Here is a 12190-nt window from a genome sequence, read left to right on the forward strand (position 1 = left end):
ATAAAGCTAGAGTATGAACTGCAAGTGATACATGAACGCCTCCCCTTCGGCGATGTTCGTGTTTGCTGGCGGCCGCAGTCCCGATGGTCCTTTGACCTGGTCGATTTGCGGCTGCCAGCGCTGCTTTTCCTTGTGCTTTTGCTCTTTGGCTGCGGTACCGCCGATCGAGGCGGCTATGCCGATCGGCCACCGACCAATAGGACTGCCCTGGTCGCGTGGGAAGAATGGACACGTTTCGGCCGTTCGACCGTCGTCTATGGCGGGGCGGCCGGCGGCTATACCAATCGGGCCGGCGTGAGTGAGCGCAGCGAGCCGCTTTCCAGTCGCGTCGGCGACTATTGGGGGAGCTGCGGCCATCCGGAATGGAATGGCCATACTTCGAGCCGGCCCTGGTCAGGCGCCTTCGTGTCCTGGGTCATGAAGCATTCCGGCGCCGGTGGCTTCCCGGCCGCGGGCCGCCATGGTCAGTATCTGTCGGCGCTCTACGATCGCGAGCATGGCAGCCGCAGCACCGCGTTCCTGCTCCATGCGCCGAATGAATATTCGCCCAAGCCGGGCGATCTCGTCTGTTCGGGAACCGCAGGAGCGAGTTGGCGCTATGCCAGCCCCGCCATGGCGCACCGCCGCATCGACAGCACCGCCAGCCATTGCGACGTCGTCACCGACGTGCGCGGCGGCTATGTGCAGGCGGTGGGGGGAAATGTGAAGAACAGCGTGACGATGAGCCTCTATCCCATCGACAGCCGCGGCCGCCTGGCGCCGACGCCAGGCAAGCTCTGGATGATGGTCGTGGAGAACCGGGCGACCTGATCGTCGACGGTGCGCCTGGTCTTACACGGCTAAGGACGATCAGCCCTTGCCCTGCATGAAACTCGCCACGCGCTCGGCGATCATGATGGTAGGGGCATTGGTATTGCCGCCGACCAGCGTCGGCATCACCGAGGCGTCGACCACGCGCAGTCCCTGAATGCCGCGCACCCGGCACTCGTGGTCGACCACCGCCATGGGATCGTTGTCCGGCCCCATCTTGCAGGTGCCGACCGGGTGGTAGATCGTCTCGCTTCGGGCCCTGATCCAGCGCTCGATTTCGACATCATTCTTGGCTATGGCGCCCGGCTGGAACTCTTCGGCCCGATAGGGGTCGAGGCCCGACTGGGCGAGAATGTCCCGACCGATCTTCACGCCCTCGATCAGCGTGTCGAGATCCTTGCGCTCGGCCAGATAGTTGGCGTCGATCAACGGATGCTGGTTCGGGTCCTTGGTGGCCAGCCGGATGGTGCCGCGGCTTTCCGGGCGCAACGTGCAGACATGCAGGCTGTAGCCGTTCTTCTTCATCTTGGTGCGGCCGTGATCGACCACCAGCGCCGGCAGGAAATGCAACTGGATGTCGGGTGCTGCCAGGCCAGGCTTCGTACTGATGAAGCCGCCGGACTCGGCAATGGGAGAGGTGCCGGGGCCTTTCTTGTCCTTCCAGTACTGGTAGAGCGACCACAGCTTGTTGGCGGTGTCGTAGGTGTCGCGTGTCCTGCAGAACTGCAGGATCGAGGCGTCGAGGTGATCCTGCAGATTGGCGCCGACACCGGGAATATCGAACAGCGGATGGATGCCGACCGATTTCAGGTGGTCGGCCGGACCGATGCCGGACAGCATCAACAGCTGCGGCGAGTTCACGGCGCCGCCACAGAGGATGATCTCGCGGCTGCAGCGGGCCACTTCGTCCTGGTCCTTGTAGCGGTAACGCACACCCATCGCCTGGTTCTGGTCGAGGATGATGCGCTCGACGACGGCGCCCGAGAGGACATGGACGTTGTTCTTGTTGCGCTCGACCGCCGGTCGCAGATAGGCCGACGCCGTGCTCCAGCGCTGCCTGTCCTTCTGCGTCACCTGAAAGTATCCGACGCCTTCCTGCGTCGGGCCATTGAAGTCCTTGTTGCGCTTGTGGCCGGCCTGTTCGCAGGCCTTCAGGAACGCTTCGTTGATCTTGGCCGGATCCGCCTGGTCGGCGACGTTCAACGGACCGCCCGTACCATGGAAATCGTCCGCGCCGCGTTCGTTGTTCTCCGCCTTCTTGAAGAACGGCAGCACGTCGTCGTAGCTCCAGCCTTCGTTGCCGAGCTGGCGCCAGTGGTCATAGTCAGATGCGTGGCCGCGCACATAGAGCATGGCGTTGATCGAGGACGAACCGCCGAGTGTCTTGCCGCGCGGCCAGTACATGCGGCGGTCGTTGCAATGCTTTTGCGGCACCGTCTCGTAGCGCCAGTTGTAGGGCGTCGTCTCGCCCAGACTGGCGAACCCCGCCGGCATCTTGAGCTTGAAGGAGTCATCGGCAGGCCCGGCCTCGAGGATCAGGATCCGCAGGGCGTAGTCCTCGGCGAGCCGGTTGGCGATTGCGCAACCGGCGGATCCGGCGCCGATGATGATGTAGTCGTACGGCCAAGACATCTTCGTTCTTTCCTACGGCAGTCTGTTCTCGATTACGGTGAAGAAGGGTCGGGCGGAAATGGGCGATAAAAAGCCATTGGCGTCCAGAGGAAATACGCTGCGAGTGACTGAATCATCCACATTACCGCCGATTGCAATTAGTTCGCGGGCGCGCACTTCGACGACGATATCGCAATGGCCCGGGCCGCGATCGAGATTGTCGAGCGTCGTCTTGCCACCGGCGCGGGACGAGCAGATCAGGTCGCCGACCTGCGGCGCTCGCTCGTTCAGGCGTCGCGGAATGAACGCCGGATCGGGCTCGCGCGCGCGTTGGACCATGCGCTCGACATAGATCGTGTGGCGGTCATCGGGACAGAACTGATCGCGCGGCACGCCGGCGCTTTCGATATCCCAGGAGATGAACGCCGCTGACCACGGAACTTCGTGGTTCGCTCCGCTGAGATTGGGCCGGCCGACGCTCTTCCAGTAATCGCGCACACGCTCGGATGCGAATGCGTCGCCCTCCTGCATGCCGCTGCGTTCGACCTGCGGCGCGCCGTTGCTGGGATAGTCGACCGTCTGCTGTCCGAAGCGGAACCACTCCGCGACGGCGAGCAGCACCATCGATGTCTTCTTGCTGGCCGTCGGTGGCGGCGCCTCGGGATGCCAGGTGGAAGCCGGGCAGGGCCCGAGCGGCGGAAGCGGCCCGGCCTGACGCGGAGGCTGCGGCGCGCAGGCCGCAGCGCTTGCGGCGAGGAGAAGTGGAAACAAGAGGCGACGCATTTCCGTCTCCCTGTGGCGATGCTACCAGCGCCCGAGGCCACCGATGACGATCGTGGGCACGTTCGCGGTGTGGCTTAGCACGCTGAAAACCTGCGTGCCTGGCCTGCGGCCGTCGCGCGGTGAAGAAACCTCGACTCCCGACTTCTGCAGCCGCGCGTGGGCGCGGGCGATGTCGGGCACGCGCCAGCTCAGACCCCAGAGCTGATCGGGACCAGCGGAGACACCCTTGCCGAGATCGTGCGCAATCTCGACGACCAGATCACCGCACCGGAAAAACAGCAGGCGCGTGCCCCATTGCGGGTTGCTGCGGTCGAGCCTCAGATCCAGCCCGAGGCGGCCGCCATAGAAGGCGACGGCGCGTTCCGGATTGGGCGTGCGGATCACGATGTGATCCAGTCCGGCGATTGCAGCCGCTTCGTCGGCGCCCGTCAGATCGGACATGACCGGCCTGTCCTTGCGTTCGATCAGGGCGATCGGCACGCCATGAGTCGCCGCGGGATCGAGGGCGAGGCCGTAGCCCGCGCGCGTAGTCTGCACGTTGCGTCGCTGCAGCAGATGTTCCGCCTTGTCGAGCGACTCGGTCGCGAAGGCCATCGACGCGAGATGGGCGGTCGTCGCTTCGTTCTCGATGGCCAAGCCGACATTGCCGAGCTGGAAGCGACTGCTCTCGGCGCGCCGACCGAGCAGCGTCTCGTAGGCCGCCACCGCCGCCTCGCCGAACGGCGCCCGCAGGACGACATGGTCGAGGGATGCGATCATGCTGGGAGAGCGCTCCGCCCGCGGCAGACCATCAGCCGATCCGCTTCAGATTCGCTTTGTAGTTCTGGCCGCGATGGACGTAGCTCTCCGCGCTCATCGCCAGCCGCACGGCGTTCTGCTCGTCCAACTCGCGCGCCACTTTTGCCGGAGAGCCGAAGATCACCGAGCGATCCGGGAAGCTCTTGCCCTCGGTCACGACGGCGCCGGCTCCGACCAGGCAGTCCTTGCCGATCACCGAGCGGTTCAGGACCACGGCCTGGATGCCGATCAGCGAGCCGTCGCCGATGGTGCAGCCATGCAGCATCACCTGATGGCCGACCGTGACCTTCTGGCCGATGGTGAGGGGCGCGCCGGGATCGGTATGCAGCACGCAGTTCTCCTGGATGTTGCTGTCGTCGCCGATCACGATCGGCTCGTTGTCGCCGCGCAGCACGGCGCCGAACCAGATATTGACCCGTTCGCCCAGCCGCACATCACCGATGATGACGGCTTCCTCGGCGATGTAACAGGAGGCGGGGATGATCGGCTTGCGGTCATTGAGCTGGTAGATGGCCATTGGGGCTTCTTCCTCCGGAACGTTGAACAGTGACCTACACGACTTCCCGCGTGCCGTCTCTCGTGCAACCTTAGGCCACCGGGCCAGGTATGGGATTTTCGTTTTTCTCCGGGATCGCCAGACGACAATGACTTGGAACGCGCCCGACATCGCTTCTGCCCTGCGCGTGGTGTGGCAGTACATGCGCCTGGTCCATTCGCCGGCGCGATCGGACGCGATCCTGGTCCTCGGCAGTTTCGATACCCGAGCAGCCGTACATGCGGCCGCTCTTTGGCGGGAAGGATGGGCGCCGGTAGTCATCATGTCCGGTGGCATCGCGCACCGTGGAGGACTGTTGGACACGGGCTGGGATCGGCCGGAAGCGCATGTCTTTGCCGACATCGCCATTGCCGAGGGGGTTCCCGCGAAAGCCATCTTGAGGGAGGACCGAGCCCAGAATACCGGCGACAACTTCGTCTGTGGCCGAGCGGCCGCCGAGCAGGCCGGTATCGCGATTCGACGGCTCGTGGTCGTTGCCAAGCCTTATATGACGCGCCGGGGCTTCGCGACCGGCCGGATCCAGTGGGCCGACGTGGATCTTCTGATGCAGTGCGAGGCCATCGATGTCCTCGACTATTTCGAGCGCGAAGCGGACCCGGAGCGCACGCTGTCCGCTCTCGTCGGAGATCTGCACCGGATCATCGTTTACCCCTCTCTCGGGTTCTCGCTGCCGCAGCCCGTGCCGGAGGAGGTGAGAGACGCGCTGCAGAGATTGGTCGACGACGGCTACGGTGCACGCCTGCTCGCGGGCTACGATCTCGCCGGCAATCGCACCGGTCCGCATTGAGGCCATGGCGACGCGAGTAGGCTTCCGTTTACGTAAAGCTCCATTGACGTTTACGTAAACGTTAACTATGACGCTCTCGTTATGTCCGTCGCCGCTCCCGCCAGCACCCAAACCCAGCGCGACCTGCAGCGCATCTACAGCATTGCGGAACTGGCGCGGGAATTCGGCATCACGGCCCGGACGATTCGCTTCTATGAGGACGAAGGGCTGATCAAGCCTCGGCGGCAGGGGCTGACCCGGCTCTACAGCGCAGGCGATCGGACCCGGCTGGGCTGGATCCTGCGCGGCAAGCGCCTGGGCTTCTCGCTCGCCGAGATCAAGGAACTGCTCGATCTCTACCAGGTCGATCGGACGGGTGTGCAGCAGTTGCGGGAGCTGCTGCGGCGCAGTCGCCTGCATATCGAGGATCTCGAGCGCCGGCGCCGCGATCTCGACGCGCACATCCAGGAATTCAGGGAAGTGGAAAGCCAGGCGGCGACCGAGCTCAGGAAGCGCGGCATCGATCTGGCGAAGGACTGAGGAGGAAGATCATGGCCGTCTACAAGGCCCCGCTGAAGGACATCCAATTCGTTCTGACCGAGGTGCTGGACGTCTCGAGTCTCGCCAAGCTGCCCGGCTACGAGGACGCAACGCCGGACACGATCCAGGCGATCCTCGAGGAGGCGGCCAAGCTGTGCGAGAACGTGCTGTTCCCGCTCAACCGCTCCGGCGACGAGGAGGGCTGCACCTACGAGAACGGCGTGGTGCATACGCCCAAGGGATTCAAGGAGGCCTACAGGCAGTTCTGCGAAGGTGGCTGGACGGCGACGACCAACGATCCGGCTTATGGCGGCCAGGGCCTGCCGGCGACGGTCGGCTTTGCCATCACCGAGATGATCACGGCGGCCAATCAGTCCTTCGGCATGTATCCGGGGCTGAGCCACGGCGCCTACGAGGCGCTGGCGCAGCACGGCTCGGACGAACTGAAAAAGCTTTATCTGCCCAAGCTGACCGACGGCACCTGGTCGGGCACCATGTGCCTGACCGAGCCCCAGTGCGGCACCGATCTCGGCCTGATCCGCACCCGTGCCGAGCCGCAGGCGGACGGCAGCTATTCGATCTCTGGTACCAAGATCTTCATCTCGGCCGGCGAGCACGACCTCACCGAGAACATCATCCATCTGGTGCTGGCGCGCCTGCCGGACGCGCCGGGGGGAACCAAGGGCATCTCGCTGTTCCTGGTGCCGAAGTTCCTGCCGACGGCCGACGGCAAGGTGGGCGAGCGCAACGGCATCCGCTGCGGCGCCATCGAGCACAAGATGGGCATCAAGGCGTCGTCGACCTGCGTCATGAATCTCGACGGCGCCAAGGGCTGGCTCGTCGGCGAGCTGAACAAGGGCATGCCGGCCATGTTCGTGATGATGAACGCAGCCCGGCTCGGCGTCGGCATGCAGGGTCTCGGCATTGCCGAGTGCGCCTACCAGAGCGCTGTCGCCTATGCGCGTGATCGCCTGCAGGGCCGCTCGCTCACCGGGCCGAAGAACGCCGGCGGGCCGGCCGATCCCATCATCGTGCATCCCGACGTGCGGCGCATGCTGATGACGCAGAAGTCGTTCACCGAGGCGGCACGCGCGCTGGCGCTGTGGGTCGGCATGCTGATCGACGAGGCGCATCGTCATCCGGACGCCAAGAAGCGCGAGGCGGCGGACGACCTGATCCAGATGCTGACGCCGATCATCAAGGCCTACTTCACCGACATGGGCAGCGAATGCGCCAATCTGGCGGTGCAGACCTACGGTGGCCACGGCTTCATCCGCGAGAACGGCGTCGAGCAGCTGGTGCGCGATGCGCGCATTACCCAGCTCTATGAAGGCACCAACGGCATCCAGGCGCTGGACCTGGTCGGTCGCAAGCTGCCCATGAAGGGCGGCGCAGCGGCGCAACGGCTGCTGGGCGAGATCGCGGGCTTCGTCGGCGCCCACAAGGGCGACGAGAAGATGAAGGAGTTCGTCGAGCCGCTCGAGAAGGCGCTCGGTCGTGTGCAGGACGCGGCGCTGTTCCTGATGCAGAACGCGATGAAGAATCACGACGAGGCCGGCGCCGCCGCGTCCGACCTGCTGCGCCTGATGGCGCTGACCGCCATGGCGTACATGTGGAACCGGATCGTGGTCGCGGCCAACAAGGGTCTGGCGACCGGCGGCGACAAGGCCTTCTACGAGGCCAAGATCGCCACGGGACGCTTCTTCATGGCGCGGATCCTGCCGCAGACGACGTCGCTCAATCACACCATTAAGGCAGGGGCGGCGACGCTGATGGCATTGCCGGCCGAAGCGTTCTAGGGAACGCGTCTCACATCACACGCCTGGTCCTCTCCGTCGGCATGGAGAGGAGCTGCAAGTAGAAGGGGGAGGCGCCATGTCCGCACCGCATGTTCTGGCCGAAGTCAAAGACGGCATCGGCTGGCTGACGCTCAACCGGCCGGAGTCGCTGAACGCGCTCTCGTTCGAGATGACCGACCTGCTGATCAAGCACACAGCCGAGTTCGAGAAGGATCCGGCGGTGCGATGCGTGGTGATCCGCGGCGCCGGCACGCATTTCATGGCGGGCGGTGACATCAAGGGCTTCCACAAGTCGCTGACCGAGAACAAGGCGGTGCATCTCGCCGGCTTCGAGATGCGCGTGGTGAAGGCGCACCAGACGATCTACCAGATCCGCCGCATGGCGAAGCCGGTGCTGGCGTCGGTGCAGGGAGCCGCGGCCGGCTTCGGCTTGTCGTTGATCCTCGCCTGCGATCTCGCCATTGCTGCGGATGACGCGTTCTTCACGCTCGCCTACCGCCATATCGGCCTGAGCGCCGACGGTGGCGCGACCTATTTCCTGCCGCGCATCGTCGGCGAGCGGAAGGCGCTCGAGATCGCCTTGCTGGGTGAACGCTTTACCGCCCAGGAGGCCAAGGGGCAGAACATCCTCAACTGGATCGTGCCCAAGGATCAGCTTGCGGCCGAGACCGAGAAGATGGCGCGCCGCCTGGCCGACGGACCGACAATTGCGCTCGCCACGGCCAAGCGGCTGATCCGCAACTCGTTCGACAACTCGTGGGACGAGCACAGCCACCGCGAGGCCGAGGGCCTGGCCGCCTGTGCGGCGACCGAGGATCATTTCGAGGGGCTGAATGCCTTTCTCGAGAAGCGCAAGCCGCACTTCAAGGGGCGGTAGCAACCCAGTCCGCCATGATCAGGAACCGGACGGTACCCGTTCCCTCCGCCGGACGGCGTCGCCGCGCTCGTACCAGCTCTTGGTCGTGCCGACGATCTTCACCACCGACAGCATGACCGGCACTTCGATCAGGACGCCGACGACTGTCGCAAGCGCGGCGCCCGAGTCGAAGCCGAACAGGCTGATCGCGGTGGCGACGGCGAGCTCGAAGAAGTTGCTGGCGCCGATCAGTGCCGATGGCGCGGCAATGCAGTGCGCTTCACCGGTCGCGCGGTTGAGAAGATAGGCGAGCCCCGAGTTGAAGTAGACCTGAATCAGGATCGGGACGGCCAGCAAGGCGATGATGAGCGGCTGCCTGATGATCTGTTCGCCCTGGAAGCCGAACAGCAGGACCAGCGTCGCCAGCAGGGCGATCAGGGACAAGGGCTGCAGCACAGCGAGGGTCCGCGCCAGGCCGGCCTGTCCTCCCGCTGCCAGCCGACGTCGCCGCAGGACCTGGGCGATCACGACAGGCACGACGATGTAGAGAGCCACCGACAGGACCAGCGTGCTCCACGGCACGGTGATCGCGGACAGGCCCAGCAGCAGGCCGACGATCGGGGCAAAGGCGAAGACCATGATGGTGTCGTTGAGTGCCACCTGGGTGAGCGTGAAGTGCGGTTCGCCCTCCGAGAGGTTGCTCCAGACGAAGACCATGGCCGTGCAGGGCGCCGCCGCCAGCAGGATCAGGCCCGCGATGTAGCTGGTGATCTGTCCGGCGGGAAGATAGGGCGCGAAAAGATGGCCGACGAACAGCCATCCCAGCACCGCCATCGAGAACGGCTTTACGGCCCAGTTGATGAGGAGGGTGACGCCGATGCCGCGCCAGTGGGCCCCGACCTGGCCCAGTGCGCCGAAATCGATCTTGGCCAGCATCGGGATGATCATCAGCCAGACCAGAGCCGCGACAGGCAGATTGACCCGTGCGACCTCGGCGGAGCCTATCGCCTGAAAGATCGACGGCAGGAAATGGCCGAGCGCCACGCCGACGACGATGCACAGAGCCACCCAGAGGGTGAGATAGCGTTCGAAGCGGGACATGAGACTGCGATCAGGCCGCTGCGCTCGACGGCGACCGCGCGCCGATGGCGTCGAGCTTCTGCTGCAGCGCCATGCGATCGAGCTTGCCCAGGGGAAGGCTCAGGAACAGACGGATCCGGTTCTCCAGAGCGGCGAAGGCGGCTCGGAAGGCCGCGCGCCTTTCGATCTCGCTGCCTTCGGCGGCGGCCGGATCGGGCACGCCCCAATGGGCCGTCATCGGCTGTCCTGGCCAGAGCGGGCAGGTTTCGCCCGCGGCGTCGTCGCAGACGGTGAAGACGAAATCCATGTGCGGAGCGCCGGCGACGGCGAAGACATCCCAGCTCTTGGAACGCATGCCCTCGGTGGGATACCCCATGCCGTTCAGCAGTTCGAGCGCGTAGGGATGGACCTGGCCCTTGGGGTGGCTGCCGGCGCTGAAGCCCCTGAAGCGCCCTGCGCCGAGGCGATTGACGATCGATTCGGCCAGGATGCTGCGGGCGGAGTTGCCGGTGCACAGGAACAGGACGTTGAAGGTGCGGTCGGTCACGAGAGTTCTCCTTTATTTCTATAATTCTAGAAATACGGCTTGATTTCTATGGCGCCCGGACTAGATTTGCAATCATGAAGATCGAAGATGCCGCTGCCCGCCTGGAAGCCTTGGGCAACCCCACGAGGCTCCGCATCTACCGGGCGTTGGTGCGCGCGGGAGAAGAGGGGATGCCGGTCGGTCGCTTGCAGGATCGGTTGGATATCGCCGCGTCGACCTTGTCGCACCATCTCAAGGCGCTGGTCGCTGTCGGCCTCGTGACACAGACCCGCGACGGCACGACGCTGATCTGCCGGACCAACTACACCCTGATGCGTGGCCTCCTCGAATACATGGCCGAGGAATGCTGCGCCGAAGGCAAGGGGTGCGCGCCCTTCAAGTTGCCGAAGGTCGCGTAAAAATTTTTGGCTTTATATTTCGATTGTTCTGGAAATAGAGGAGAAGACAAATGCCAGACGCTCTTACCAAGACGAAGAAGACCGTCGCCATCGTCGGCGCGGGACCGGTTGGGCTTGCCGCCGCGGCGCACGTGATGGAGCGCGGCATGGAACCGGTCGTCCTCGAAGCGGGGCCGGAGGTCGGACACGCCATCCGCCAGTGGAGCCATGTGCACATGTTCTCGCCATGGCAGTACAATATCGACAAGGCGGCCGAGCGCCTGCTGGTCGCGGGCGGTTGGAATTCGCCGCCGCTCGATGAATATCCGACCGGCGGCGCGATCGTTTCGCAGTATCTCGAACCCCTGGCCTCGCGGACGCCGCTCCGGGATCGCATCCGGACATCGACCCGCGTTACGGCCATCGCGCGGGCCGGATACGACAAGATGAAGAGCAACGGTCGCGCCTTCGAGCCGTTCACCGTCCGCTATCGCAATGACAAGGGCGTCGGGACGCTGAAGGCCGACGCGGTCATCGATGCGTCCGGCACCTGGTTCTCGCCCAATCCGGCCGGTGCAGACGGCCTGCCGGCCATTGGCGAGGAGGAGATGGCGGCGCGGATCGTCTATGGCATGCCGGATGTACTGGGAGCCGCGCGCGGCCGGTATGCGGGCAAGACCGTCGCGGTCCTCGGGGCCGGTCATTCGGCGGTGGGGACGCTGATCGATCTGGTGCGTCTCAAGGAGGAAGCACCGGCGACGGAAGTCATCTGGTTGCTGCGCGGCGACAAGCCGGAAAAGGCTTTCGGCGGCGGTGCGAGCGATCAGCTTGCCGCCCGTGGCGCCCTCGGTGTGGCCTTCGCCGCGCTGGTGGCGGACGGTAAGATCCGTGTCGAGAGCGGGTTCAAGGTTTCCCATATCGGCCCCGAGGGCACCAGGATGCGCGTGGCAACCGGAGACGGGAGTTGCTGCCGCAGCGTGCTGGTCGACGAGCTCGTGGTCGCAACGGGATTCAGGCCCGATCTGGGCTTCCTGCGCGAGGTGAGGTTGGCGCTCGATCCTGCCGTCGAAGCGCCGCCGGCATTGGCTCCCCTGATCGACCCCAACCTCCATAGCTGCGGCACTGTCCGCCCACACGGCGCACGCGAGCTCGGCCAGCCCGAACCCGGCTTCTACATCGCCGGCATGAAGAGCTATGGCCGCGCGCCGACGTTCCTCATGCTGACGGGCTACGAGCAGGTCCGTTCCATCGTCGCCGAGATTGCGGGCGATCGCGACGCTGCCGCCAAGGTCGAACTGGTGTTGCCGGAAACGGGCGTCTGCTCGGGGCCGGCACCAAGCGTCCCTGCTGGCGCCGTGGCTGCTGGATGCTGCGGCGGTCCGGCGCCAGATCAGGCAAGCGGTTGCGGCGTTGCCGATGTGACGGCGGACGGCAAGAAGGGCTGTGGTTGCTCCTGACACACCGACCGTAGGCACGAGGTCGCCCGGCCGCTTCAGCCGGGCGATCGGCCGGGACGACGGCCAGGAGGAGGGGAAGAGATGGGAGTTCCGACCGCGTGGGAGGTCAGGCGATCTTGATCGGGAGCCGGCCTTTCTCGGCGCCGGTGTGCTGGTGATCTCCACTGCTGTCGCATTAGCCGGCTTTGCCGCCTTGTGCGCCGTGCGCCG

The 12190-nt window shown here is 65.2% G+C and carries 13 protein-coding genes; 7 read left to right on the top strand and 6 right to left on the bottom strand.

All coding sequences use genetic code 11. From position 1 onward, the window contains the following. The first annotated feature begins 132 nt into the window (after positions 1–132). Positions 133–810, top strand: a complete 678-nt coding sequence (locus B5D62_RS20750) for a DUF2272 domain-containing protein (RefSeq protein WP_139373999.1) — start codon at positions 133–135, stop codon at positions 808–810. A gap of 39 nt (positions 811–849) precedes the next feature. Here the strand turns inward: B5D62_RS20750 and B5D62_RS20755 are convergent, their stop codons facing one another. From B5D62_RS20755 to B5D62_RS20770, 4 genes are read right to left on the bottom strand one after another with little or no spacing between them, the layout of a single operon-like run. Then, positions 850–2442, bottom strand: coding sequence for a GMC family oxidoreductase (locus B5D62_RS20755; protein WP_085935861.1), 1593 nt, complete (start codon positions 2440–2442; stop codon positions 850–852). A gap of 12 nt (positions 2443–2454) precedes the next feature. After that, positions 2455–3204: a DUF2272 domain-containing protein gene (locus tag B5D62_RS20760; RefSeq protein WP_085935862.1), complete on the bottom strand. Its 750-nt coding sequence runs from the start codon at positions 3202–3204 to the stop codon at positions 2455–2457. Between the two features lie 21 nt (positions 3205–3225). After that, positions 3226–3963, bottom strand: a complete 738-nt coding sequence (locus B5D62_RS20765; protein ID WP_085935863.1) for a VOC family protein — start codon at positions 3961–3963, stop codon at positions 3226–3228. Between the two features lie 31 nt (positions 3964–3994). Further along, the gene (locus B5D62_RS20770; protein ID WP_085935864.1) at positions 3995–4519 is read right to left on the bottom strand and encodes a gamma carbonic anhydrase family protein; all 525 of its coding nucleotides are present in this window, start codon (positions 4517–4519) and stop codon (positions 3995–3997) included. On the opposite strand from B5D62_RS20770, the gene B5D62_RS20775 reads away from it, so the two are divergent. From B5D62_RS20775 to B5D62_RS20790, 4 genes are all read left to right on the top strand, one after another. After that, positions 4512–5345, top strand: coding sequence for a YdcF family protein (locus B5D62_RS20775; protein ID WP_085936003.1), 834 nt, complete (start codon positions 4512–4514; stop codon positions 5343–5345). The genes B5D62_RS20770 and B5D62_RS20775 overlap by 8 nt on opposite strands. Positions 5346–5426: 81 nt before the next feature. Then, complete coding sequence (locus B5D62_RS20780; RefSeq protein WP_085935865.1) at positions 5427–5864, top strand: MerR family transcriptional regulator; 438 nt, start codon at positions 5427–5429, stop codon at positions 5862–5864. Between the two features lie 11 nt (positions 5865–5875). Next, positions 5876–7663: an acyl-CoA dehydrogenase C-terminal domain-containing protein gene (locus B5D62_RS20785; RefSeq protein ID WP_085935866.1), complete on the top strand. Its 1788-nt coding sequence runs from the start codon at positions 5876–5878 to the stop codon at positions 7661–7663. 76 nt (positions 7664–7739) lie between these two features. Further along, positions 7740–8540 carry an enoyl-CoA hydratase/isomerase family protein gene (locus B5D62_RS20790; protein WP_085935867.1) on the top strand — a complete coding sequence of 267 codons (801 nt, stop codon included), beginning with the start codon at positions 7740–7742 and terminating at the stop codon, positions 8538–8540. Between the two features lie 18 nt (positions 8541–8558). On the opposite strand, the gene arsB is transcribed toward B5D62_RS20790, so the two are convergent. Continuing rightward, positions 8559–9620: an ACR3 family arsenite efflux transporter gene (gene arsB / locus B5D62_RS20795; protein ID WP_085935868.1), complete on the bottom strand. Its 1062-nt coding sequence runs from the start codon at positions 9618–9620 to the stop codon at positions 8559–8561. Between the two features lie 10 nt (positions 9621–9630). Continuing rightward, a complete protein-coding gene (locus B5D62_RS20800) occupies positions 9631–10146 on the bottom strand; it encodes an arsenate reductase ArsC (protein WP_085935869.1) in 516 nt (171 codons plus the stop codon). Positions 10147–10220: 74 nt separating this feature from the next. Here B5D62_RS20800 and B5D62_RS20805 point away from each other — a divergent pair, with 74 nt between their 5' ends. Together B5D62_RS20805 and B5D62_RS20810 are read left to right on the top strand one after the other, a co-directional pair. Then, positions 10221–10544, top strand: a complete 324-nt coding sequence (locus tag B5D62_RS20805) for an ArsR/SmtB family transcription factor (protein WP_085935870.1) — start codon at positions 10221–10223, stop codon at positions 10542–10544. A gap of 50 nt (positions 10545–10594) precedes the next feature. Beyond that, on the top strand, positions 10595–11980 hold the full coding sequence (locus tag B5D62_RS20810; RefSeq protein ID WP_085935871.1) for an NAD(P)-binding domain-containing protein: 1386 nt from the start codon (positions 10595–10597) through the stop codon (positions 11978–11980). Positions 11981–12190 lie beyond the last annotated feature (210 nt).

The organism is Enhydrobacter aerosaccus (genome assembly GCF_900167455.1).
Lineage (GTDB): Bacteria > Pseudomonadota > Alphaproteobacteria > Reyranellales > Reyranellaceae > Reyranella > Reyranella aerosaccus.

Coding starts and splice junctions, on each gene's coding strand:
- B5D62_RS20755 (WP_085935861.1), bottom strand. CDS start 2,442: ATGTCTTGGCCGTACGACTACATCATCATCGGCGCCGGATCCGCCGGT.
- B5D62_RS20760 (WP_085935862.1), bottom strand. CDS start 3,204: ATGCGTCGCCTCTTGTTTCCACTTCTCCTCGCCGCAAGCGCTGCGGCC.
- B5D62_RS20765 (WP_085935863.1), bottom strand. CDS start 3,963: ATGATCGCATCCCTCGACCATGTCGTCCTGCGGGCGCCGTTCGGCGAG.
- B5D62_RS20775 (WP_085936003.1), top strand. CDS start 4,512: ATGGCCATTGGGGCTTCTTCCTCCGGAACGTTGAACAGTGACCTACAC.
- B5D62_RS20770 (WP_085935864.1), bottom strand. CDS start 4,519: ATGGCCATCTACCAGCTCAATGACCGCAAGCCGATCATCCCCGCCTCC.
- B5D62_RS20780 (WP_085935865.1), top strand. CDS start 5,427: ATGTCCGTCGCCGCTCCCGCCAGCACCCAAACCCAGCGCGACCTGCAG.
- B5D62_RS20785 (WP_085935866.1), top strand. CDS start 5,876: ATGGCCGTCTACAAGGCCCCGCTGAAGGACATCCAATTCGTTCTGACC.
- B5D62_RS20790 (WP_085935867.1), top strand. CDS start 7,740: ATGTCCGCACCGCATGTTCTGGCCGAAGTCAAAGACGGCATCGGCTGG.
- arsB (WP_085935868.1), bottom strand. CDS start 9,620: ATGTCCCGCTTCGAACGCTATCTCACCCTCTGGGTGGCTCTGTGCATC.
- B5D62_RS20805 (WP_085935870.1), top strand. CDS start 10,221: ATGAAGATCGAAGATGCCGCTGCCCGCCTGGAAGCCTTGGGCAACCCC.
- B5D62_RS20810 (WP_085935871.1), top strand. CDS start 10,595: ATGCCAGACGCTCTTACCAAGACGAAGAAGACCGTCGCCATCGTCGGC.